Consider the following 23107-nt stretch of genomic DNA (forward strand, 5'->3'; position numbering starts at 1 on the left):
CTCCGCGCCCCTGATCAGCTCGACCGCCCATGGGCTGTCCAGTTCGTTGACGACGAACTCGATCAGCCCTCCCGCCCGCTCCCGGCGGCCGGGCGCGGTGTAGCCGTGCTGGTCGAGCAGGCGCTGCACCTTCGCCCTCGTCTGCACCGAGACGTCGGATCTCCCGTTGAGCACCTTTGACACGGTCGAGATCGAGACCCCTGCTTGCGAGGCGATGTCCGCCATGGTGCTGCGCCGCGTCATTCTTTCGAAACCTCCCGAAACCACTGCAGGTCAGCGTGGCACGGGGTAACTACCCAGTGCAACTGGGCCTTGACGGACATCCGATGTTTCGCCTACGTTACCGGCAACTCTCAGATGTTGCGAAAAGTATCGCAACTCACCCCCCCGATCTGAGGTGTTCGATGAGACGTGTCATGGCCGGGATCGTCCTGCTGCTGGGCCTGCTGAGCATGGTGGCGTGCGGCGGGACCCACAAGGGTTCCGGAGAGCTCCTGGTCTGGGTGGACAACACCCGGACGGCGGCGGCCAAGCAGTACGCGGCCGCGCACAAGGACCTGAATATCAGAGTTGTCACGATGCCGCCCGACGCCGGATATGTCCCGACGAAGGTGTCGCTGGCCAACAAGACCGGTAAGGGCTGGCCGGACGTGGTGTTCCTCACCAACCCGGCCGAGGTGTCGACGCTGGCGGCGGCGCCCTTCGACTACGCCGCGCCGCTGGAGATCCCGGCGAGCGTGCGCGACTCGTTCACGCCGGGCGCGCTCGACCCCTGCGTGCTCGGCGGCAGGCTCTACTGCCTGCGCAACGACCTGGCGCCGACCGTGCTCTGGTACGACGCCAAGCTCATGAAGGACTTCGGCTACGAGGTGCCGAAGACGTGGGCGCAATACCAGCAGATCGGCGAGAGGGTCGCCAGGGAACACCCCGGCTACCTCATCGGCACCATGAACGGCAAGTACGGCGCGGGCGTCTACTTCGCCAGCAGCGGCTGCCCGACCAGGCAGGCCGTCAGCCTGACCGAGGTGCACATCAACGCCGCCGACCAGGCCTGCACCCGCATGGCGGACCTGCTGCAGCCGCTGGCCGCCGACAAGAGCGTCAGCACGATCTCCCCCACCGACCCGGCCTTCGCCAAGCTGGGGCAGGACGGCAAGATCCTCATGCTGCCGGGGCCCGCCTGGTTCGGCGACTTCATCTTCAAGCCGGCGTTCAAGCTGCCGCCGGGACGGCTGGCCGCCGCGCCGATGCCCGCCTGGGACGGCGAGGACAAGCCGTACAGCGGGCAGGTCGGCGGAGGCGTGTTCGTGGTCTCCAAGCACGCGGGCGAGCGGACCAAGGCCGCGGTCGACATGATCACCTGGATGACGACCGACGTGGCGCTGCAGGCCAAGCAGCCGACCTTCCCCGCGCACCAGGCCTCGGCCGAGGCGTGGGGTAAGGCGAAGGCGTCCGACGGCTTCTACGCGGCCGACCCGGTGCCCGCGCTGAAGCAGGCGGCGGCGTCGCTGCGGCCCGGGTTCGGGTTCGTCCGTTACGAGGCGGTCTGGCAGAGCAGCTTCAACGAGACCGTGATCGCCGCCGTGACCGCGGGCAAGCCGATCGCGGGAGCCCTGCCGGACTGGCAGAGCCGGCTGACGCAGGCGGCCACCTCGGCGGGATACACCGTCAAGTGAGGAAAAGCCGGCGCGACCAGGCCGGCCGGCTCGCGGTCTGGGTCCTGGTCGGCCCCTATGTGGTCTTCCTGGTGGCGTTCGGGCTGGCCCCGGCCGCGTTCGGGCTGTGGACCTCGCTGGGCTCCTGGGGGGAGGTGTTCGGCGACTACCGGCTCGGCGCCGCCGTACGGAACGTCGCGCTCTATCTGGTGCTGTGGCTGCCCGTCCTGGTGCTCCTCGTGCTGTCGCTGGCACTGACCCTGCACGCCCGGCCCGGCCGGTTCGCCGGGGTCATGCGGTTCGTGTACTACCTGCCCGGCGCGGTCACCGGCTCGGCCGCGGCGCTGCTGTGGCTGTTCATGATGAGCCCGGACGTCAGCCCGTTCGGCCCGCTGCTCGGCGCCCTGGGCATCGGCAGCGCGAGCCAGGCGCTGCAGGGTGACGGGCTGATCGGGGTGCTGGTGGTGATGGGGGTCGCGATCCACGCCGGAGGCTGGATCGTGGTCCTGTACGGCGCGCTCACCGCCCTGCCGCGCGACGTGCTCGAGGCGGCGGCGGTGGACGGCGCGACGCCGTGGCGCATCACCCGGCACGTCAAGCTCCCGCTGGTGCGGCGCTACGTCGCGTTCGTCCTGATCAGCAGCTTCGCCAGCGGGACCCAGGTCTTCGTGGAGCCGACCGTGCTGGAGACCAGCGCGCGGGGGCAGATCAGCCCGACCTGGTCGGTCAACCAGCTCGCCTACTTCTACGCCACGCAGGAGGGCGACTTCGGCAGGGCGGCGGCGCTGTCGCTGGCGATGCTCGCGGTGGGTCTCGTCGCGGCGCTGCTGGTGATCTACAAGACCCGGTTCTACCGGACGGACGCCGTATGACCCGGCGCGCCTTCCTGGCCCTGGCCGGGGTGTTCTTCGTGCTGCCGCTGGTCTGGATGGTGCTGGCGCCGACCAGGACGGCCGACTCGCTGATCGGCGGGCCGCCGCTGGCGTTCGGCTCCATCGCGAACGTCGCCTCCGCCTGGGGCAACCTCATGGCCTACAACGACGGCGAGCTGGCCGGCTGGATCGGCAACTCGGTCGGCTACGCCGCCGCCAGCGTCGCGCTGACGCTGCTGCTGTCGATCCCGGCCGGATACGCGCTGGCCAAGCACGACTTCGCGGGCCGCAGAGCGGTGCTCACGCTGACGCTGATCGGCATGATCCTGCCGCAGACGGCGCTGGTGCTGCCGCTCTACCTGGAGATGACCGCGGCCGGGCTGACCGGCACGCCGTGGTCGGTGATCCTGCCGCTGGCGTTCTACCCGTTCGGCGTCTACCTGGCCTACCTGCACTTCGCGAGCGCGCTGCCCGGGGCCATCCTGGACGCGGGCCGCGTAGACGGCGCGGGAGAGCTCCGCCTGTTCCTGACCATCGGCCTGCCGCTGGCCAGGCCCGCGATCGGGCTGATCGCCTTCTTCGGCTTCGTCAACGTGTGGACGAACTTCTTTCTGCCGTTCGTGATGCTCGACGACGACCGCACGTTCACGCTGCAGCTCGGGCTGATGAGCCTGCTGCAGTCGACCGGCGCGGTCAACGCCTCCAGCGGCTTCTCCAGCCTGAACATCCACCAGCCGGAGGCGGCGCTGGCCGGGCTCGTCGCGTGCGCGCCCACGCTGGCCGCCTTCCTCGTCGCGCAACGCGCCCTGCGCACGGGCATGCTCGCGGGCGCGGAGAAGGGGTGACCATGCGCGAGTGGCTTGCCGGGTGGGTCCGGGAGCTGGTCGATCCGCTGATCCCGCATTACTCACCGGGCGGCGCCCGGGTGCGGCTGGGCGCGAACGTGGCGCTGCACGACGACGCCGCGGCCGAGCTGGAGACGTTCGCCCGGCCGCTGTGGGGCCTGGCTCCGCTCGCGGCCGGTGGCGGCTTCTTCGGCCACTGGGACCTCGTACGGCGGGGCCTCGCGTCGGGCACCGATCCAGGGCACCCCGAATACTGGGGCGAACCGGGCGACGGAGACCAGCGCATCGTCGAGATGGCGGCCCTCGGCTTCGCCCTGGCCCTGGCGCCCGAGCGGCTGTGGGATCCACTGACCGGCGCGGAGCGCGACCGGCTCGCCGCCTGGCTCGCCACCGCGCTGGAGCGGGAGACCACCGACAACAACTGGCGCTTCTTCGGCGTGCTCGTCTCCCTGGGCTTGGACAAAGTCGGGATATTTCACGACAAAGCGGGCGTTGAGGCGCGGCTGGATCGCCTGGAGACCTACTCACTCGGCGACGGCTGGTACGCCGACGGCCCGACCGAGCGGCGCGACTACTACGTGCCGTGGGCGATGCATTTCTACGGCCTGATCTACGCGGCGCTTTCGGGCGACGGGCCGCGCTCGGCGAGGTTCACGGACCGGGCCGCGCGGTTCGCCGCCGACTTCCAGCACTGGTTCGCCGGCACCGGGGCGGCCGTGCCCTATGGCCGCAGCCTCACCTACCGCTTCGCGCAGGCGGCCTTCTGGGGCGCGCTCGCCTTCGCCGGGGTCGAGGCGCTGCCGTGGGGTGTGATCAAGGGACAGCTGCTGCGCAACCTGCGCTGGTGGCGCGACCGGCCGATCCTCGACAACGGGCTGCTCAGCGTCGGGTACGCCTATGCCCAGCCCACGCTGGCCGAGCAGTACAACGCGCCCGGCTCGCCGTACTGGGCGATGAAGGCGTTCCTGCCTCTCGCGCTGCCCGGGACCCACCCCTTCTGGACCGCGGAGGAAGCTCCCGCGCCCCCGTCCGCCGAGGTTTCGGCGCAGCCGCACGCGGGGGCGGTGCTGATGAGGACGGAGCGGGGGCGGCACGTGGTCGCGCTGGCCTCCCGGCAGCACCACTCCTGGGTACGGCACGGCGGACAGAAATACGCGAAATTCGCCTACTCCTCCCACTTCGGCTTCAGCGTGCCCGCCGGCGGATCGGGGCTGGAGCAGGGCGCGCACGACAGCATGCTGGCCCTGAGCGACGACGGCACCCACTACCGGGCGCGCGAGGTGCCGCTCGACCACACCCTGACAGGAGGGCGGCTGTATTCCCGCTGGCAGGTCGCGCCCGACGTCGAGGTGGAGACCTGGCTGATCGCCCGCCCACCGTGGCACGTCCGCGTCCACCGGTTGCGCACCGGGCGGCACCTGCACTCCGCGGAGGGCGGCTTCGCCATCGACCGTGACCTGCCGCTCGACCGGCGCGCCCGGCTCGGGATGGCCGGGGCCAGGGGCGCGGCGGGCCTGTCGGCCATCCACGACCTGGGCGCCGCCCGCGCCGGGGAGATGGTCGAGGCCCTTCCCGGGACCAACGTGATGGCCCGGAGGACGTTCATCCCGACGCTCGTCGCCGAGCACCCGCCCGGGGAGCACCTCCTGGTCACCGCGGTGCTCGGGCTTGTCCACGACCCCTCGGGCGGGTGGCCGGAGCCGCCCGCCGTACCGGATCCGACAGGAGGTCTCCCATGAGACGGTTACCCGTGAAACGGTTACTGCTCGCCGCGGCCCTGCTGCTGGGGGCGTTGCCCGTGACGTTACCCGCGACGACCGCGCAGGCCGCCGCCCCGGCTCACCTGTACGTCGCCCCCAACGGCAGCGACGAGGGCCCGGGAACGGCCTCGCGGCCGTTCAGGACTCTGCAGCGGGCCCGCGACGCCGTCCGGGCCGTCACCGCCGACACCGACGTGGTCGTGTACGTCAGGCGGGGCGACTACTACGTCGACGCCCCGATCGAGTTCACCGCGCAGGACTCGGGACGCGCGGGCCACCGGGTCACCTACCGCGTGTGGGGCGGACCGCCCGGATCCGCCCGGTTCATCGGCGGGCAGCGGGTTACCGGCTGGACCCAGTACAAGGGCGACATCTGGCAGGCCAAGGTCGGCTACCACTTCGACGCGCTCTACGAGGACGGCGTCCGCGCGATCAAGGCCCGCACCCCCAACCTCGAGCCCAGCGACCTGGTCACCGCCCACGCCCACTACTGGACCGCCGAGACCGGCGACGAGTCGTTCACCGTGCTGCACTACAAGTCCGGCGACTTCGACCCGGCCGGCTGGGACCTGCGGGACGCGCAGCTGCGGATCTGGCCGCGCGCCAACTGGTTCGAGGAGCACCAGCCCATCGCCTCCGTCGACCCCGTCGCGCACACGATCACCCTGAAGAACCAGACCCGGCACCCCATCGGGCAGCTCAACTACCCCTCCCGCTTCTACGTGCAGGGCATGCTGAGCGCGCTCGACCAGCCGGGCGAGTTCCACTACGACAGCACGGCCGGCGTCCTTTACTACTGGCCGCGCCACGGCCTCGGCGACGTGGTGGCGCCGCGGACCAAGACGATCCTGAGCCTCAACGGCACGCATGACGTGACCTTCGACGGGCTCGGGTTCGAGGACACCGACTTCACCGACTTCTACCGCCACGGCTACCCGTTCGGGAACGAATCGGGGGAGAACCACCAGTACGCCATCTACGACCGGCAGATCGAGATGGCGCCCAACCGGACCGGCATGATCTTCATGACCGACACCGCGAACGTCACGATCACCCGCTCCCACCTGCGCAACTCCGGCTACTCGGCGATCTACGCGCTGTTCGCCAACCACGACGACAGGATCGAGTCCAACCTCATCGAGCACACCGGCTACGCGGGCGTGTTCTTCGAGGGCCACTATCCGGGCGAAGGTGACGTGCTCACCCACAACGTGCTCGCCGGCAACCTCATCCACGACGTGGGCGAGCTGGTCGGGCACGGCTCCGGATACATCCTCATGCAGTCGTCGAACAACGAGATCTCCAGCAGCGAGATCTACAACTCGCCGCGCTTCGGCGTCTATCTGGCCGGATATCGCGACATCCCCAATCAGGACCTGTACACCCGCGACAACACCGTCAGGAACCTCAACATCCACGACGTGATGCAGGACAGCCGCGACGGCGCCGGCGTCTACACCTTCGGCACCAGCACCTCCCCAACCGGGCCGTTCCAGGTGAACACCTACGACCAGATCGCGGTCAACTACGCCTACAGCCACCCCGAGGCCAGCAACTCCCAGGCCGGGGCCAGCACCCACCCGGCCGCCGTCTACCTGGACGAGGGCACCTACGGCTCCCAGGTCAGCAACGTCAAGGCGGAGAACATCCAGCGCAAGCCGGTCTTCAAGACCAACAAGAGCGCCGGCGTGGTCACCAACTCCAGCTGGCAGCCCGACTTCGACGAGTCCAAGCTCGACTACCCGAACATCGGCCTGCGGGCCGACTTCCCGTACGGCGCGCTCACGATCGACGCGGGAAGCAGCACCGACCAGCAGTTCCTGCACGGCACCCGGGCCACGGCCACCGGGACCACGGCGCCGGACGCCACCTACCGGCACGGGACGTTCTCCTACCGCCTGCCCGTCCCCAACGGCACCTACGCCGTCGACCTGTCGTTCCTCGACCCGCTCTCCACCGCGGCCGGGCAGCGCGTCTTCTCCGTCACCGCCGAGGGCCAGACCGTCATCAGCGACCTCGACGCCTACCAGGTGGCGGGCCACAACCCGGTGAACCGGCAGGTCCGGGTCACCGTGACCGACGGGCAGCTCGACCTGGCCTTCACCCCGACCACGGGCGAGGCGCTCGTCAGCGCCATCGCCGCACTACCACAGTGACCGAGGTACGGCAGGCATCCCCGCAGCGGATGCCTGCCGTACCTCTCAGCACTCGATGACGAAGTGCCGCCTGAAATGCCGGCTTCGAACGAGACCTCACGCCCACGCGAAAGCCACCGGGCAACCGGCCGCCGGCCAGACGACCGGCGGCTATGTGCTCTCCATCATGTGGTTCTCCCAGGCCCAGGCGGCGATCTCGACCCGGTTGCGCATCCCGAGCTTGGTCTGGATGCCGGATATGTGGCTCTTGACCGTGCTGAGCGAGATGAACAGCTCGGCGGCGATCTCCTGGTTGGTGCGGCCTCTGGCGATGGCCCGGACGACCTCGGTCTCCCGTTCGGACAGCGGCCGCCTGGACCCGCGGGCGGCGGGCGCTCCGGCGGCCGTCAGGCGGCGCAGCAGCCGTAGCGTCACCGACGGCGAGATCAGGGCGTCGCCGGCGCTCGCGGCCCGGACGGCCTCGACGAGCAGGACCGGGCCGGCGTCTTTCAGGATGAAGCCCACCGCCCCGCCGCGCAGCGCGCCGTACACGTACTCGTCGAGGTCGAACGTGGTGACGACGATCACCCGGAGCGGGTCGGGAACGCCGGGACCGGCCAGAGCACGGGTGACCTCGATGCCGTCGAGGCGCGGCATCCGGATGTCCACGAGGCAGACGTCCGGGCGCAGCCGCCTGGCCAGGGCGACCGCCTCCGCGCCGTCAGAGGCCTCCCCGACCACGCTGATGTCGGGCTGGTCCTCCAGGATGAGCCGCAGACCGCCGCGCACCATCGCCTGGTCGTCGGCCAGCAGGACCCTGATCGTCGGCATCGTCGGCGTCGTCGGCGTCGTCGTCATCGGCGCTCCCGCGCGGGGACGGGCAGGGTGGCGAGCACGGACCAGCCGGCCTCGGCGCGCGGGCCTGCCGACAGCGTGCCGCCGAGGGCCTCGACGCGTTCGCGCATCCCGACCAGACCGTACCCGCCGCGGTGGTGGTAGCGGGCCGCGACCAGCGGAGCGTCGTCGACGACCTCGACGGTGACGGCCTGCCGGTCCTGGGCGACGCTGACCGTGACCGAGCGGGCGTGCGGGGCATGGCGGGCGATGTTGGTCAGCGACTCCTGGACGACCCGGTAGACGGTGCCGGCCACTTCCGGCGGCCACGCCGATCCTCCGTCGGGCAGTCGCAGGCGCACCGGGGGGCCGTGCCCGTCGAAACGCCTGACCAGTTCGCTGAGCTGCTCGCTTCCGAGTCCGGCCGAGGCGGGGGCCGCGTCGTCGGCGTCGCGCAGCAGGCCCACGACGCGGCGCATCGCGGCCAGCGCGTCGGCACCGGCCGCCTCGATGCCCGCCAGAGAACCCTCCAGCCTGTCCGGGTGCTTGCGAGCGACGAGCTGCGCGGCCTGGGCCTGGACGACGATGCCGGTGATGTGGTGGGCGACGACATCGTGCAGCTCCCTGGCCAGCTCCAGGCGCTCGTCGCGGCGCACCTTCTCGGCGACGGCCCGGCGGCGGGCGTCGAGCAGGCGCAGCCCCAGCCCGGCCGCGAGGGCGGCGAGCCATGCCGTGCCGTTCAACGCCACCACGGCCGGGACTCCGGAGGTGAACGTATGGACCGCGAGCAGGCTGCCGGCGGCCACCGCGAACCCTCCGGCCGCGACTGCAGCGGCCGGCTGGGCCGGAAGCGCTCTGATCGCCGAGCCGGCGAGCACGGACAGGGCCAAGGCCATGGCGGGGCCGGGCTCACCGGGCAGCTCGGCGAACCGGGCGACCAGGATGGCGGCCGCCGCGGCGGCCAGGCCCGCGACCGCCGCCCGCAGCCGGCCACGCCGGCGCATCAGAGCGATCACGCACACCACCGCGCCGGCGGCGCAGTCGAACCGCCAGTAGCCGCCACCCCAGCTGTCCGCGATCGCGGCCGCCCAGACGGCGAGCGCCACGGCGAACACGGCCGCCAGCGCGGCGTCGGCCGCGACCCGGACACGCCCGGGCAGCCGATCCGGAACATTCACAGCGTTCAGGCTACGAGCCTCCGCCCGCGCCTCGAACCGGTCAAAAGTACGATCCCGCGAGGGCGAACCGTGCTTCCGGCCGATGCCCGGCCCAGGCCGCCGCCCGCAGGATCAGGCCCCATGACCCATGACGACGCCCTTCCCCATGCCGCGCGCCCGGCCTCCGAGGAGACATCCGGGCACGGGAGTGACTCCGCGCCCGCGCCATCCGCGCATTCCGGAGGGCCGGGCGACCGGCCAGGCCCTCCCCAAGGGGCCCGGCGTCCCGGGCGCGGTGACGACGCGGGAGGTCCCGCGACGACCGGCTCCGGACGGCCGCGCATCGTCGCGCTCGACGTGGTACGAGGGTTCGCGCTGTGCGGGATCCTGCTGGTCAACATCCAGCCGATAGCCAACGCCGGCGACGTCGTCCTGCCGCCTTCAGCGGCACGCCCGGAGGGGGCGTGGATGGGGCTGCTCGCCGAGCAGCGCTTCTTCCCGATCTTCTCGCTGCTGTTCGGCATCGGCTTCTCGCTGCTGCTGGACTCGGCCGCGGACCGCGCCGCTCACCCTCGGCTGCTCCTGCTGCGCCGGCTTCTGGCGCTGCTCGGGTTCGGCCTGGCGCACATGCTGCTGTGGCGGGGCGACATCCTGACCGTCTACGCCGTCGTCGGCCTGGTGGTGCTGCTGCCGTCGACCTGGCTGCCGCGGTGGGCCGTGACCTGCCTCGCCGCCGCGCTCCTCGCGACGTCGCTGATCGTCTACGGCGGCGGGACCGCGCTGGTCCCCGGGCTGTTCCTGCTGGGCTCGGCGCTGACCAGATATGGGCTGATCGACCGGATCGAGCGGTCCATCCGGGTGCCGGCGGTGGTCGGCGTGGTATTCGCGGCGGGGGCGGCGGCCGCCCTGTGGTGGCAGGCGGGCGACGTGAGCGACTCGGGCCTCTCCATGGCCGTGGCCGGGCTGCTCCTCGCGGGGGTGTACGTGTGCGCCCTGCTGGTCCTGCTCGGGACGCCGCTCCGACCCGCGTTGCGGGCCGTCTTCGCACCGCTGGGCCGGATGGCGCTGACCAACTATCTGTCCGCCACGGTCCTCGTCCTGGCGGCCGGTCACGTCCTCGGCGGCCCGCCGGACGGCTGGTCCGCGACGAGGGTGTCGCTGATCGCGGGTGCGATCCTCACCGCCCAGTGGCTGTGGTCCGCCCTCTGGCTGCGCCGGCACCGCCAGGGCCCCCTCGAGTGGCTCTGGCGCTGGGCCACCTGGGGACGCCGCCCGCCCCTGCGCCGCTGAACGCCCTGGCGGCGCCAGGGCGTTCTTCCCGGCCGATCAGCTGATCTGGCGCTCGGTGCCCTCCCACCACGGCCGGCGGAGCTCGCGCTTGAGGATCTTGCCCGAGGGGTTGCGCGGCAGCTCGTCGGCGAACGCGATCGCGGTCGGGCACTTGTAGTGGGCCAGCCGCTCCCGCGTCCAGGCGAGCAGCTCCTCCTCGGTCGCCTCCGTGCCGGGCCGCCGGACCACGACCGCGAGCGGCGTCTCGCCCCAGCGCTCGGACGGGATCCCGATCACGGCGGCCTCCAGCACCGCGGGGTGGCCGGCGAGCGCGCTCTCCACCTCGGCGGGGTAGACGTTCTCCCCGCCACTGACGATCATGTCCTTGATCCGGTCGTGCAGGTAGAGGTAACCGTCCTCGTCCAGAGATCCGGCGTCGCCGGTGCGCAGCCAGCCGCCGGGCAGGAACGCCGCCTCGGTCGCGGCCGGGTTGCGCCAGTAGCCGGTGGTCACGCAGGGGCCGCGCACGATGACCTCGCCGACCACGCCGGGCTCCGCGGGCAGCCCGGTCTCCAGGTCGGCGATCGCGACCTCCATGCCGGGCACCGCCCGGCCCGCCGAGCGCAGCCGCCCCTTGACGGGATTGCCGGGAAGGTGCTGGTCCGGGCCGAGCAGCGTGGTCACGCCGACGGTCTCGGTCAGGCCGTACGACTGGAAGAACTCCGCGCCGAACAGGGCCACGGCCCGGCTGAGCAGGCTCTCGGAGATGGGCGACGCGCCGTACACGATCTGCTCCAGGGCGGAGAAGTCGGCGTCGCGGGCGGCGGGCAGCTCGGTCATGACCTGAATGACGGCCGGGACCATGGCGGTGTGCGTGACGCGGTGCCGTACGAGCTGGTCGAGCATGGACATGGGGGTGGGCTCCCGGCACTGCACGAGCGTGCCGCCCTGGGCAAGCGTGATCAGCGCCCAGCCCGCGCCGGCGATGTGGTAGTAGGGGATCGGCACCATGCTGACCGAGTCGGGGCCGAGCTTGAAGCACCCTCCGAAGAGCTCGACCGCGCCGCCGAGGTTGTTCACGGTGACGTGCACGCCCTTGGGCCTGCCGGTCGTGCCGGACGAGTACATCAGTACGATCAGCTCGTCGCCGGTGGCGTCGCGCCGCGGGTCCACCGGGTCGTGCTCCGCGAGCCACCGCTCGTAACCCTCCCCCACGCCGTCCCCCACGGCGACGACCGGAACGCCGACTCCGTCCAGCGGGTGGTCCGGCCCGGCCACTACAAGGGACACCTCGGCGTCGCCGAGGATCCACCGCATCTCGTCCGGGGCGAGCCGGAAGTTGAGGGGCACGAGCACGACGCCGGCCTTCGCCGCGCCGAACAGCAGCTCGAAGTATTCGGTCGCGTTGCGGTCGACGTAGCCGACCCGGTCTCCGGGGGCGAGGCCGGCGGCGACCAGCGCTGCGGCGACCCGGTCGGAGCGCTCCGCGAGCTCGCCGTACGTCGCGGACCGGCCGTCACCGGTCACTGCGGGGGCATCGGGCTCCCGGGCGGCGGACACGCGGAGAAGATCGGCGATGGACGAGGACACGGACGAGGACATGGTGTGTCCTCCTTTCTGTCATGCGGGGGGCTCCACCACGACCTCGTTTCCGCGCAGCGGCGCCTTGCAGGCGTCGCAGACGAACTGCGGCTGGAAGGCGCGGCCGCAGGCCTGGTGGGTGTAGACCAGGGCGGGCCCTTCGGCCGCCCGGAACCACCGCTGGCCCCAGTCGATCAGCGTCATGATCACTGGGAAGAAGGCGCGGCCCTTCTCCGTGAGGTGGTAGCTCGGCCAGTCGGGCCGTTCCGGGCTCGGCGTCTGTTCGAAGACGCCGAGCTCGCAGAAGGCGCGGAGCCGCTCCGCGATGATCGTGGGGGGTGCGCCCAGGCGCTGCTCGAAGTCCCTGAAGCGGTGCAGGCCCTGGAACGCGCCGCCGAGGATGGCCGCCGACCAGCGGTTGCCGATGAGCGCCATCGTCTGGGGGAACATGCCCGCGCCGCCCTCGAACGAGGATCCCGACCTGCGCCGGGTCGTGGCCGCAGGCGCCGAGCGCTCCCAGGTGCCGCTCGGGCCGAACCCGCCGGCGATGTCCCGGGGCCGCACCGGCTCCAAGCAGGCCGAGCAGACGAGAATCGGCAGGAACTCCTGGCCGCAGCGCCGGTGCACCATCGCGGGCAGCGACTCGACATGCTCGGGAACCCAGGCCGCCTCCCACGCCCAGATGGACAGCAGGACGGGCCACAGGTCGCGCCCGCGCTTGGTCAGGCGGTACTCGAAGCGCTTGGCCCGGCTCTGGTACTCGACGCGCTCGAAGATTCCCATCTCGGTGAGCTGCGCGAGCCTGCGGGTCAGCACGGCATGCGAGATGGGCAGCTCCGCCCGCCACTCGCCGTAGCGGCGGGCGCCGCGGATCGCGTACCGCAGGATCAGCAGGCTCCACTCGTCCCCGATCAGCCCCAGCGTGAGGCCGACCGCGTTCACGTGCCCGGGAGGCAGCTGCGTGGGCCGATCCGGTGGGTGGACGAGCACGTGCGTCTCCATAGGCGGTAGCTCCGAATCCCTTGGCTTCATCCCGCTGGCTTCGAATGCCGCTCCGAGGCGACGCCCGGCTCGCCGACGCTCTTCACCGGAACCCCAGCGCCCTCAGAGACCCAGTGCGCTCTCGGGTGACTCGGCCTCGCGCCAGCCGGGGATGGAGTCCCCCGCCGCCCACGTGGCGTGCGTGCCGCTGGAGATCCGCTCGGGGAGCCGGATCCGGGCCACCGGACCGTCCGCCACCCGAGAGGCGTCGAAGATCAGACACTCGGAACGATCTTCATTCATGTCGGTCGTCAGGGTAACAAGGTAGCCGTCGTCCTCGGCGGCCGATCCGACGCGTGGGGCCATCGCGGGCTCGCTGCCGTACACCCCGGCCGGGAGGCTGAACCGCTCCTCGGCGCCGGTGACCATGTCGTGGCGGACGAGTCCGTCGAACAGGAACCAGCCCTCGACGCCGCTGGCGGCGTAGGCGTAGCGGTGGCGGCGGCCGCCGTAGGTGTTGTTCATGACCCCGAACTCGGTGATCGAGTCGGTGATCCGCTCCTCCTTGCACTGGCCGGTGACCAGGTTCAGCCGCCAGCGGTGCAGCCGGGTCTGCATCCTGTCCAGCGCGAGGAAGCGGAACATCCGCTGGTAGTAGCCGCCGTCGCCGGTGTCCTTGGGGTCGGGGTCGCCCTGGAAGAACCCGTCGAGGACGATCTCGTCGCCCTCCTCGTACGCGTTGACCCAGTGCAGGACGTACGTCGGGTCGGCCTCGAACCAGCGGACCTCGCCGTCGCCGCGGCGCGGGACGACGCCGAGCCGCGTGGGCAGCTCCGGGTGGAACCGGGCGGCGTAGAGGCCCTTGGCCATCAGCTCGGGCTCCCAGAACAGCGGGCAGTCGTTCAGGATCGCATAGTTCTCCGTGAAGGCCATGTCGTGCGGCAGCCGCGGCCCGGGCAGCGGCACCTCCACATAGCGGCTGAGCCGGTTGTCCGCGTCCACGACGCCGAAGTGCATGTACGGCTCGGCCGTGCCGTAGTTGAAGAACAGCAGCTCGCCGGTGTGCTCGTCGACCTTCGTGTGCGCCGACACCCCGCAGGCGTAGGGGAAGGCGCCGCCCCAGTCGGCCTTGCCGAGCGTCTCCAGCGTGAGCGGGTCGAGCCGGTAGAGGTCGCCGCACTGGTAGAAGCTCGTCAGGGCGACCCCGGCGTGCACGACGACGTCGGTGCTGGAGGCGTCCTTCATACGCCCGCGCGCCCCCCAGCCGTCCTCGCGGATCGACCTGGCGGGGCGCTCGGCGATGCCGGCCCACAGCGCCTTGCCCGCGTCGCCCTCGGCGAGGAAGCCGTCGGTGCGGACGAACCGGTTGCGGTAGAACGCCTTGCCGTCCCGGAAGCCCACCACGTGGACCATGCCGTCGCCGTCGAAGGGGTGGTAGCGCTCCAGCGCGGGATGCACCGGGTTCTCGGTGTTGCGCAGGTAGACGCCGTCGAGATCGGCCGGGATCTCCCCGATCACCTCCAGGTCGTCCGCGCGCCACTCCGTCGTCTGCGGCCGCCACGGACCCGTCCGGTACGGATGGTCGTCATCCTCAGGAAGGGTCGACAGCACGCGCCCGACAACTTCGACGTCCACGATGATGCTCTCCTGTGTTTAAGCGAGGTCTGGTTACGCGGCCGGCTCTGAGCCGACGACGAAGCTGACGGTCGTGGTGGTGCTGCCACCGATGTTGAGCGTGCCGAACCGGCGCGCGCCCTCGACCTGGTAGGCGCCGGCCGTGCCGGTCACCTGGCGGGCGGCGTCCAGCAGCATGCGGACCCCGGTCGCGCCGACCGGGTGGCCGCCGCCGATGAGCCCGCCGCTCGGGTTGACGGGGATGCGGCCGCCGATCTCCAGCTCGCCGTTCTCGATCGCCTTCCAGCTCTCGCCCGGGCCGGTGATGCCGAAGTGGTCGATCGCGGCGTACTGCGACATGCTGAAGCAGTCGTGGGTCTCGATGCCGTCCAGGTCGTCGACGCCGGAGATCCTGGCGCGCGCGAACGCGTCGAGCACGGTCCGGCGGACGTGGGGCAGGACGTACTCGTCGTCCCTGCTGCGCTCCAGCTTCTGGGCCAGCGGGAGCCCGACGGTCCGGTGGCCCCAGCCCAGCACGCGGGCGAGCGAGCGGCCACGGGCGATCTCGGGGTTGCGCGCGAGGAAGCGCTCGCCGACCAGGACCACGCCCGCGCCGCCGTCGGTGATCTGGCTGCAGTCGGAGCGGCGGAGCCGTCCCTCGACCCGGGGGTTGGCCTCGTCGTCGGCGGCGAAGCTCCGGTCGGTCAGCGTCCAGCCCCGGGTCTGCGCGTTGGGGTTGGCGCGGGCGTTGCGGAAGTTGAGCTCCCCGATCGCGCGCAGGTGCGCCTCGTCGATCCCGTAGCGGCGGTCGTACTCGTCGGCGAGGGCGCTGAACATGTACGGCCACATGAACGTGGCGTCCTGTCCCTCGTGGCCGATCCAGGCGGCCGCGCCGAGGTGACCGGCCGCGAGGTCGCCGGGGACCGTCTTCTCCAGCTCCAGGCCGAGGACGAGCGCGCTGTCGTAGCGGCCGGACTCGATGTCGGCCATCGCGGCCAGGGCGGCGACGCCGCCGGAGGCGCAGGCCGCCTCGTGCCGGGCGGAGGGCGCCTCCCACAGCTCCGGCTCGACCGTGGCGGGCATGCCGCCGAGCTGGCCCTGACGGGTGAAGAGCTGGCCGAACGCGTTGCCGACGTGCACCACGCCGATGTCGGCGGGGGCGACCCCGGCGTCGGCGAGCGTCTCGCGGACGACCTCCTCGGTGAGGTCGGAGAACTCCTGCCCGGCCTTGGCCCAGTTCTTGGCGAAGTCGGTCTGGTACCCACCCAGGATCCACACGGCTTCCGGCATGCGAACCTCCATTTCTCCCGATTCTTACTACAACAAGAAGAGTGAAGCGTCAACGCGCGGCAGCCGAATCTCCATGTCGAGCCGGAAATCCGGTCTTGCCGGGCACAGCGCACAACACTACATTTAGCAGAGTTACTGAGGACAGAGAGGACGGCGTCAGCGTGCCCGACGTCTACGTGCTGGACTACGTCCGAACCCCGAGAGCGAAGGGCTCCGCCCGGGGATCGCTGCACCACCTGAGCCCCGTGGACCTGGTCGTCGCCCTTCAGCGGGCGCTCGTCGGCCGCACCGGCATCGACCCCTCCGCGGTCGGCGACGTGGTCGTCGGCGCGGCCTCCCAGGTGGACGAGCAGGGCGCCAACCTGGCCCGCACCGCGACGCTGCTCGCGGGCTGGGGCCACGGCGTGCCCGGCGGGTCCATCAACCGCTTCTGCGCCTCGGGCGTCGACGCGGTCGCCCAGACCGCCGCCCGGATCCGCGGCGGCGACCTCGACCTCGCGGTGGCGGGGGGCGTCGAGAGCGTCTCCCGGGTGCCGATGTTCAGCGACCGGGGACCGCTGTGGTCCGACCCGGAGACGGTGAAGCGGATCGGCTCCGTCCACATGGGCATCGCGGCCGACCTCAACGCCACCATCGACGGGTGGCGGCGCGAGGAGCTCGACGCGTACGGGGTGGAGACCCAGGCCAAGGCGGCCGCCGCCTGGGACCGGGGCCACTACGCCGGCTCGGTGATCCCGATGAACCGCGCCGACGGCACGGTCTTCGATCGCGACGAGCTGATCCGGCCCGGCACGACCGCCGAGAGCCTGGCCGCGCTGCAGCCCGCCTTCGAGGAGCTGGGCGCGTCCGGGCAGGACGACATCGCGCTCGCCGCGCACCCCGAGGCCGGGAAGATCTCCCACCTGCACACGGTCGGCACCTCCCCCGCACTGGCCGACGGCGCGGCGCTGCTGCTGCTGGGCACCGAGGAACAGGCTCGGGCGAACGGCCTGCGCCCCCGGGCCCGCGTGGTCGCCTCCGCCACCGCCGCCGTCGACCCCGTGATCATGCTCACGGCCGGCCAGGAGTCGGTCGAGAAGGTCATCGCCAAGGCCGGGCTCCGGCCGTCCGGCATCGACGTCTTCGAGATCGCCGAGGCGTTCTCCGCGCTGTGCCTGCGCTTCCGCCGCGACCTGTCGGCGGGCCCCGACCGGCTCAACCCGAACGGCGGGACCATCGCGATGGGACACGCCTTCGGCGCGACCGGCGCGATCATGGTCGGCGGCTGCGTCGACGAACTCGAACGCCGCGGCGGCCGTTATGGCGTCGCCGCCGTCAGCGGCGCCGCCGGGCTCGGCGTGGCCGTACTGGTGGAAAGGGTGAGCGCATGAGGTCGCTCGACGGTCGGCTAGATGGGCGGCTAGACGGGCGGCTAGATGGGCAGGTCGTCGTCATCACCGGGGGCGGGCGGGGCCTCGGCCGCGCGTTCGCCCTGCATCTGGCCGCCCAGGGGGCGCGCGTGGTGGTGAACAACCGCAACCGGGTGGTGGACGAGCACGGCCTCGGGCCGGCGGACCACGTGGTCGAGGAGATCCGCTCGGCCGGGGGCGAGGCGGTCGCCGAGCACGGCGACGTGGCCGACCCCGCGACCGCGCGCAACCTGGTCGAGCTGGCGCTCGGCACCTGGGGCCGCATCGACGCCTGCGTGACCAGCGCGGCCGTCAGCGCCCCCGCGATGTTCCACAAGTCGACGCCCGATGCGTTCGAAGCCGTGATCCGGACCAACGTGCTCGGCACCGCACAGATCGCCATGGCCTGCAGCGCCGTCATGCGCGAACAGCGCCACGGCCGGATCGTCCTGGTGGCCTCCACCGCCGGCCTGCACGGCGAGCCGACCGTGTCGGCCTACGCCGCCAGCAAGGGAGCGGTCATCGCGCTCGGCAAGTCCATCGCCGTCGAGGGCGCACCGCGCGGCGTGTTCACCAACGTGCTGCTCCCCTACGCCCTGACCCAGATGACCGACTCCGGCCAGGGCATGGAGCCCGCCTTTCGCGACCTGATGGACGCCGGGGCGGTCGCCCCCGTGGTCGCCGCCCTGTGCGACCGCCGCTCCGCGCTGAACGGCGAGGTCATCGTCGCGGCGGGCGGCGGGCTGCGCGCGGCCGACGCCGTGGAGTGGGGCAGCGTGCCCCTCCCCCGCGAGGCCCTCGACCCCGCCGAGCTGGCCGGCCTGCTCGACCGCAGCCGCAAGGGTCCCGCCCACAGCTACACCAACGCCAAGGACGGCTTCCTTGACTTCGCCGAGGAGATGACCCGATGACGCTCGCCCACCTGCTGGTCAACCTGGTGGTCTCGGTGGCCGCCGTGGCCCTCACGATGCTGGCGACCATGGCGTACGCGCTGCGCACCGGCGTCCAGAGCGTGATCGACACCGTGTGGGGGCTGGGCTTCGTCGGCGTCGCGATCGTGAGCTTCGTGACCTCCCATGTGCTTGCTGAGGGGGTTCTCGGCGACGGCCTGGACGCCCGTCGCGTCATCGTGCTCGCGCTCACCGCGATCTGGGGCGTACGGCTCGGCGTCTACATCCACCGCAGGAACCACGGCAAGGGCGAGGACCCCCGCTATGCCGCGCTGATGCGGAAGAACACCGGCCCGGTCGTGCCGTACGTCATCCGCAAGATCTACTGGCCGCAGGGCGCGCTGATGTGGGTGGTGTCGCTGCCGGTGCAGGTTGCGATGTACGAGACCGCCCCGCTCGGGATCGTCACCTGGATCGGCGTCGCCGTGTGGGTCTTCGGGTTCACCTTCGAGTCGGTCGGCGACCTGCAGCTCTCCCGGTTCAAGGCCGACCCGGCCAACGCCGGCAAGGTGATGGACCGCGGCCTGTGGGCCTGGACCCGGCATCCCAACTACTTCGGCGACGCGACCGTCTGGTGGGGCCTGTTCCTGCTCGCGTGCTCGCACTGGGCGGGCGTCCTCACGGTCGTCTCCCCGATCGTCATGACCCATCTCCTGGTCAACTGGAGCGGGAAGGCGCTGCTGGAGCGCCGCATGGCCCGCTCGCGCGGCCCGGAGTACGCCGACTACCTGGCGAGGACGAGCGGATTCCTCCCCCGCCCGCCTCGCCGCGTCTGACGTTCGGTTCTCAGCGCTCCAGCAGCGTGAACAGCCGCTCCCACTGGTCGACGACCGTGTGGGGCGCGAACCTGGTGACCGACGCCCGGGCCGCCGCGCCGAAGCTCCGGCGCAGCCCGGCGTCGTTCATCAGCCGCTCCAGTGAGGCGGCGAACTTCACCGTGTTCCCCGGGTGGACGATGAGCCCGTCCACGTCGTGGGTGATCAGCTCCCGGACGCCGGGCGCGCAGTCGAAGGCCACGGTCGGCAGGCCGTACGCCATGGCCTCCAGGATCGACATCGGGAAGCCCTCCTCGCGGGAGGAGAGCGCGAAGATCGACCCGCCGGTCAGGGCGGTCTCCAGGTCGTCGGTCGGCCCGGGGAACTCCACGCTGCCGGTCAGGCCGAGCTCGCCGGCGAGCGCCCGGATCTCGGCCTCGTCGGGGCCTGAGCCGTAGAGCCGGAGCCGCCAGCCGGGATGCCGGGGAGCCACCTTGGCCCAGGCCTCCAGCAGCAGGTCCTGGCCCTTCTCGAACGACATCCGGCCGAGCCGCACCACGACCTGCTCGTCCAGCGACGAGATCCGCTCCGGATGGACGTGCAGGGGGTTCGGCATGGCCCCGGCGGCGGACATCCCGGCGGCCGCCCAGGCGTCGGCGTCCTCCTGCGTGAGCACAAGGAAGCTGTCCACGCCGGAGAAGTAGGTCTTCACCCGCTCGTAGCGGCTGGACGAGCGGGTCGCGGCGTACGACTCGTGGCTCATGCCGATGACGGTCATTCCCCGCGTGTCGGCCAGCGCCACCCACTCCATCGCCCACACCTGGGCGGCGATGACGACGGAGCCCGGCCCGCCGGTCCGGAAAATCTCCGACAGGCGGGCGGCGGCCCGTCTCATCCCGGCCCGCCTGCGCGCCATGCGCACCTGGGCGGGCACGTTGAGCCGGTCGAGGGCGCCGCGCGGCTGCCACTTGGCCGCTGGGCGGCGCTCGTACAGGACCGTGGTCGCGTAGGGCAGGTCGCTGCCGTAGTCGTGGGCCCGCTCGGCGTGTGTGATGCCGATCAGGTGGACGCGGTGGCCCCGCTCGGCGAACAGCCGCCCGATGTGGTGCACCCAGCGCTGGAGCCCGCCGAGCTCCTCGAAGTTGTTGCAGACGATGAAGACGTCCCGGTGCTCAGCCACGGCGGCCTCCGGGGAAGAACCGGTCGACGATGGTCTTCGCGGCGGTCCCGGTGTCGTACTCGCCGAAGCGCTCGACGAAGCGGCGCCGCAGCTCCACGTCCTTCTCCCTCGTGGTGTCCCGCAGTGTGGCGAACAGCTCGTGCTCCTCGGTGACGATCGGTCCGGGGGCGTGCTCGGCGAGGTCGAAGTAGGCGCCCCGGTCCTGGTTCACGTACGTGTCGGCGTCCGGCGTGTAGAAGACGATCGGGCGGTCGAGCAGCGCGTAGTCGAACATCAGCGACGAATAGTCGGTGACGAGGACGTCGGAGAGCAGCAGCAGCTGGCTGACGTCGTGGACGTCGCCCACGTCGACCACCGCGTGGCTCACCCCCGGCGGCACCACGACCGTGCTCAGGTAGTGCGCCCGGATCAGCAGGACGTGGGTGCGGCCCAGCTCCCTGACGAACCGCTCCAGCTCGAAGGGGATCTCGAACCGCTTGACGGGCCTGCCCTTCTCGTCGGCCCGGAAGGTCGGGGCGTACAGCACCACCGTGCGGTCGTCGCCGAGGCCGAGCCTGCGCCGCAGCGCGGCGAGCTGCTTGGGGTCGCCGCCCGTGACGAGCGGGTCGTTGCGCGGGTAGCCGGTCTCCAGCAGGTCGGCGGTCACGCCGAGGCCCTTCACCAGCGTCCGCCGGTCGTGCTCGGAGCGGATGACGAAGTGGTCGAACCGGCCCACCATCTGGCGCATCCGGTCGTGCCTCGCCCGGGTGGCGGCCTTGACCTGCGGCTCGTCGAAGCCCATCTGCTTGAACGCCGAGCCGTGCCAGGTCTGGATGTAGGTCGTCCCGGACGGCTTGATCAGCCCGGCGGGGAAGCCCTGGTTGTCCACCCAGTACTCCGCCCGGGCCAGCGCGCGGTAGTACGCCCAGGACCCGCGCTTGACGAGCTCCGCCTTCTTCGGGAAGCCCTTGGGGCTGCTCTTGTACGACCAGATCACCTTGTGGCCGCCGCCCCGGCGGGCCAGCTCCTCGTAGATGTACTTGGGGTTGTCGGAGTACTGCGCGCCGAGGTGGCTCTCGAAAACCACGGTCCCCTTCCGGACCGGCAGCCGCCGTAGCACGGAGTTGTAGACGGCGATCTTGGTCTTGCGGCTCTTCAGCCCCGTGAGGAGGTCGCGTTCCTTCCGGCTGAGCGTCCCCCACACCCGGGCTCCGGCGCCGTTGGTGGCGGCCTTGCGGAGCAGGGGCAGCGTCACCCGGCCGGGCCAGCCCGTGGCCACCGTGCGGAGTGCCAGCTCTCCGGACTCGGGGACGTAGAACTCCATGTGGTCCCCGGCGAGGCGGGTCAGGCGGGGCCGTACGGCGATGGCGGCCTGCTCGTAGTCGACCACATCCGACGTCAGGCGGACCGTGATGTTCTGCCCCTCGGCGCTGAGCACGAGCCACAGCCCGAAGGTCTGGTCGAGGAGGCCGATGGGGCGGATCGTCCGTTCCCCCGGGAAGGTGGCCTCCCAGTGGATGCGCCTGCCGTCCGTGCCGACCCGCGCCTGGACCCTGAACGCGCGGCCCTTGCGCTGGCGGTCGCGGAACTCCAGCGTGCCGGTCAGGTCCTTGGAGCCGATCCGGCCGAGCGGGTTGACGGCGTCCCCGGCCACATGGAGGTCGGAGCCCCGGCGGGACACCTCGGTGACCCGGCCGCCGAGCTTGAACGTGTTGAACGGCGCGGAATGGACGCCGAGGTCGGTCACGTCGAGGATGCGGCGCTCGCGCTCGCCGTCGAGGTGCCGGTCGCACCAGTAGACCCGGCCGTCCCGCTCCACCAGGTCGGTCGACAGCGTCGGCCGCACGCCCTTCTTCGGCAGGTAGTCGGCCGCCGCGAGCGCGGCGTCGTAGTCGCCGTGCAGGACCATCAGCCCGCCGATCGCCGGGAGCGGCTTGCACTCGTCGAAAGCCTCCTCCCCCAGCTCGGCGAGGTACGCGCGGGCCAGGTCGAGGAACTCCCGGCGGTAATCGGCGTCGCGGCTGCGCAGCTCGCGGAGGTAGAGGACCAGGTCGTGGTTGAGGAACTTGGCGTCCTTGCGGCGCTTCAGCTCGACCGCGTCGTGCTTGCGGAACACCTCGTCGATGGCCCGGTGGATCGTCAGCCGGTCGGCGAAGCCGCGCAGCTCGTTGCGCCGGTTCGTGATGGACAGGTTGGGCCCCCGCTGGACCACGAACCAGTTGTAGACCCGGTGCGGGATGATGGCGATCCGCCTGGCCGACACGTACGCCTGGGCGCTGAACAGCAGGTCCTCGTAGTGCAGGCCCTCGACGAAGCTGAGGTTCGCCCGCTCGAGGAAGTCGCGGCGGTAGCACTTGTTGGTGCTCAGCGTGTCGTACAGGAGGGTGGGGTTCTCCAGGACGTCGTCGAGCACCGCGCGGCGCCGGTAGAGGCTCGGATACCAGCTCCGCTCGTCGCCGGTGTCGCTGTAGACGCGCACGCACCGGCCGGAGACCAGGTCCGCGCCGGTCTCCTCGGCCGCGGCCACCATGTTGCGGCAGGCGTGCCGGTCGAGTGTGTCGTCGCTGTCCAGGAACATCACGTAGGAGCCGCGGGCGTGCCCGATGCCGACGTTGCGCGGCCGCCCGCACCCTCCGGAGTTCTCCGGCAGCCGGATCGCCCTGACACGGTCCGGATGGGCCCGAGCGAAACCCTCGGCGACCTGCGCCGAGGAGTCCGTGCTGGCGTCGTCGACGATCACGACCTCGACGCCGCGGAGGGACTGCTCGAGCACCGAACGGACCGCGTTCGGCAGGCGCTCGGCGTCGTTGTAGACGATGACCACGACGGTCACGTCCGGCGACGACAACAAAGGCATTCACC

The 23107-nt window shown here is 71.6% G+C and carries 18 protein-coding genes; 9 read left to right on the forward strand and 9 right to left on the reverse strand.

Features of this window, described 5'->3' with window-relative positions; translation table 11 throughout:
- On the reverse strand, positions 1-243 hold a 243-nt coding region (locus tag N5079_RS29545), incomplete at its 3' end, for a LacI family DNA-binding transcriptional regulator (protein ID WP_261587435.1).
- Between the two features lie 161 nt (positions 244-404).
- Between N5079_RS29545 and N5079_RS29550 the strand changes: the two genes are divergently transcribed.
- Genes N5079_RS29550 through N5079_RS29570 form a run of 5 tightly spaced genes read left to right on the forward strand, consistent with a single transcriptional unit; the run spans position 405 to position 7288 of the window.
- Entirely contained in the window at positions 405-1676 is a 1272-nt protein-coding gene (locus N5079_RS29550) for an ABC transporter substrate-binding protein (protein WP_261587436.1), read from the forward strand.
- Complete coding sequence (locus tag N5079_RS29555) at positions 1673-2527, forward strand: carbohydrate ABC transporter permease (RefSeq protein ID WP_261587437.1); 855 nt, start codon at positions 1673-1675, stop codon at positions 2525-2527. Before N5079_RS29550 ends, N5079_RS29555 begins: the two co-directional genes overlap by 4 nt.
- Positions 2524-3372, forward strand: a complete 849-nt coding sequence (locus N5079_RS29560) for a carbohydrate ABC transporter permease (protein ID WP_261587438.1) — start codon at positions 2524-2526, stop codon at positions 3370-3372. The genes N5079_RS29555 and N5079_RS29560 overlap by 4 nt, the downstream gene beginning before the upstream one ends.
- 2 nt (positions 3373-3374) lie before the next feature.
- A complete protein-coding gene (locus tag N5079_RS29565) occupies positions 3375-5111 on the forward strand; it encodes a DUF2264 domain-containing protein (RefSeq protein WP_261587439.1) in 1737 nt (578 codons plus the stop codon).
- Complete coding sequence (locus N5079_RS29570; protein ID WP_261587440.1) at positions 5108-7288, forward strand: malectin domain-containing carbohydrate-binding protein; 2181 nt, start codon at positions 5108-5110, stop codon at positions 7286-7288. The genes N5079_RS29565 and N5079_RS29570 overlap by 4 nt, the downstream gene beginning before the upstream one ends.
- Before the next feature lie 150 nt (positions 7289-7438).
- On the opposite strand, the gene N5079_RS29575 is transcribed toward N5079_RS29570, so the two are convergent.
- Positions 7439-8125: a response regulator gene (locus N5079_RS29575; protein ID WP_261587441.1), complete on the reverse strand. Its 687-nt coding sequence runs from the start codon at positions 8123-8125 to the stop codon at positions 7439-7441.
- Positions 8122-9279, reverse strand: a complete 1158-nt coding sequence (locus N5079_RS29580) for a sensor histidine kinase (protein WP_261587442.1) — start codon at positions 9277-9279, stop codon at positions 8122-8124. Before N5079_RS29580 ends, N5079_RS29575 begins: the two co-directional genes overlap by 4 nt.
- A gap of 120 nt (positions 9280-9399) precedes the next feature.
- On the opposite strand from N5079_RS29580, the gene N5079_RS29585 reads away from it, so the two are divergent.
- Positions 9400-10548 carry a DUF418 domain-containing protein gene (locus N5079_RS29585; RefSeq protein WP_261587443.1) on the forward strand — a complete coding sequence of 383 codons (1149 nt, stop codon included), beginning with the start codon at positions 9400-9402 and terminating at the stop codon, positions 10546-10548.
- Between the two features lie 36 nt (positions 10549-10584).
- Here N5079_RS29585 and N5079_RS29590 read toward each other — a convergent pair whose 3' ends face one another.
- The 4 genes from N5079_RS29590 to N5079_RS29605 all read right to left on the reverse strand — a co-directional run bounded on the left by N5079_RS29590 (position 10585) and on the right by N5079_RS29605 (position 15993).
- Positions 10585-12129, reverse strand: a complete 1545-nt coding sequence (locus tag N5079_RS29590) for a long-chain-fatty-acid--CoA ligase (protein ID WP_261587444.1) — start codon at positions 12127-12129, stop codon at positions 10585-10587.
- A gap of 18 nt (positions 12130-12147) precedes the next feature.
- The gene (locus N5079_RS29595; RefSeq protein WP_261587445.1) at positions 12148-13098 is read right to left on the reverse strand and encodes a winged helix-turn-helix transcriptional regulator; all 951 of its coding nucleotides are present in this window, start codon (positions 13096-13098) and stop codon (positions 12148-12150) included.
- 114 nt (positions 13099-13212) lie between these two features.
- Entirely contained in the window at positions 13213-14724 is a 1512-nt protein-coding gene (locus N5079_RS29600) for a carotenoid oxygenase family protein (RefSeq protein WP_261587446.1), read from the reverse strand.
- A gap of 33 nt (positions 14725-14757) precedes the next feature.
- Positions 14758-15993, reverse strand: a complete 1236-nt coding sequence (locus N5079_RS29605; protein ID WP_261587447.1) for an acetyl-CoA acetyltransferase — start codon at positions 15991-15993, stop codon at positions 14758-14760.
- 161 nt (positions 15994-16154) lie between these two features.
- Here N5079_RS29605 and N5079_RS29610 point away from each other — a divergent pair, with 161 nt between their 5' ends.
- From N5079_RS29610 to N5079_RS29620, 3 genes are read left to right on the forward strand one after another with little or no spacing between them, the layout of a single operon-like run.
- A complete protein-coding gene (locus N5079_RS29610; RefSeq protein WP_261587448.1) occupies positions 16155-17363 on the forward strand; it encodes an acetyl-CoA C-acyltransferase in 1209 nt (402 codons plus the stop codon).
- Positions 17360-18292, forward strand: a complete 933-nt coding sequence (locus N5079_RS29615) for an SDR family NAD(P)-dependent oxidoreductase (RefSeq protein WP_261587449.1) — start codon at positions 17360-17362, stop codon at positions 18290-18292. The genes N5079_RS29610 and N5079_RS29615 overlap by 4 nt, the downstream gene beginning before the upstream one ends.
- The gene (locus N5079_RS29620; RefSeq protein ID WP_261587450.1) at positions 18289-19107 is read left to right on the forward strand and encodes a DUF1295 domain-containing protein; all 819 of its coding nucleotides are present in this window, start codon (positions 18289-18291) and stop codon (positions 19105-19107) included. The genes N5079_RS29615 and N5079_RS29620 overlap by 4 nt, the downstream gene beginning before the upstream one ends.
- 10 nt (positions 19108-19117) lie before the next feature.
- Here the strand turns inward: N5079_RS29620 and N5079_RS29625 are convergent, their stop codons facing one another.
- Entirely contained in the window at positions 19118-20266 is a 1149-nt protein-coding gene (locus N5079_RS29625) for a glycosyltransferase (RefSeq protein ID WP_261587451.1), read from the reverse strand.
- A complete protein-coding gene (locus N5079_RS29630; RefSeq protein WP_261587452.1) occupies positions 20259-23102 on the reverse strand; it encodes a CDP-glycerol glycerophosphotransferase family protein in 2844 nt (947 codons plus the stop codon). Before N5079_RS29630 ends, N5079_RS29625 begins: the two co-directional genes overlap by 8 nt.
- Between the last annotated feature and the right edge of the window lie 5 nt (positions 23103-23107).

It is taken from the genome of Planotetraspora sp. A-T 1434, from assembly GCF_025420585.1.
Lineage (GTDB): Bacteria > Actinomycetota > Actinomycetes > Streptosporangiales > Streptosporangiaceae > JAOEGB01.

Bases quoted from the DNA above. Each gene is read 5' to 3' on its own strand.
- N5079_RS29550 (WP_261587436.1), top strand. From the start codon at position 405: ATGAGACGTGTCATGGCCGGGATCGTCCTGCTGCTGGGCCTGCTGAGC.
- N5079_RS29560 (WP_261587438.1), top strand. From the start codon at position 2,524: ATGACCCGGCGCGCCTTCCTGGCCCTGGCCGGGGTGTTCTTCGTGCTG.
- N5079_RS29565 (WP_261587439.1), top strand. From the start codon at position 3,375: ATGCGCGAGTGGCTTGCCGGGTGGGTCCGGGAGCTGGTCGATCCGCTG.
- N5079_RS29570 (WP_261587440.1), top strand. From the start codon at position 5,108: ATGAGACGGTTACCCGTGAAACGGTTACTGCTCGCCGCGGCCCTGCTG.
- N5079_RS29575 (WP_261587441.1), bottom strand. From the start codon at position 8,125: ATGACGACGACGCCGACGACGCCGACGATGCCGACGATCAGGGTCCTG.
- N5079_RS29585 (WP_261587443.1), top strand. From the start codon at position 9,400: ATGACCCATGACGACGCCCTTCCCCATGCCGCGCGCCCGGCCTCCGAG.
- N5079_RS29590 (WP_261587444.1), bottom strand. From the start codon at position 12,129: ATGTCCTCGTCCGTGTCCTCGTCCATCGCCGATCTTCTCCGCGTGTCC.
- N5079_RS29605 (WP_261587447.1), bottom strand. From the start codon at position 15,993: ATGCCGGAAGCCGTGTGGATCCTGGGTGGGTACCAGACCGACTTCGCC.
- N5079_RS29615 (WP_261587449.1), top strand. From the start codon at position 17,360: ATGAGGTCGCTCGACGGTCGGCTAGATGGGCGGCTAGACGGGCGGCTA.
- N5079_RS29620 (WP_261587450.1), top strand. From the start codon at position 18,289: ATGACGCTCGCCCACCTGCTGGTCAACCTGGTGGTCTCGGTGGCCGCC.
- N5079_RS29630 (WP_261587452.1), bottom strand. From the start codon at position 23,102: ATGCCTTTGTTGTCGTCGCCGGACGTGACCGTCGTGGTCATCGTCTAC.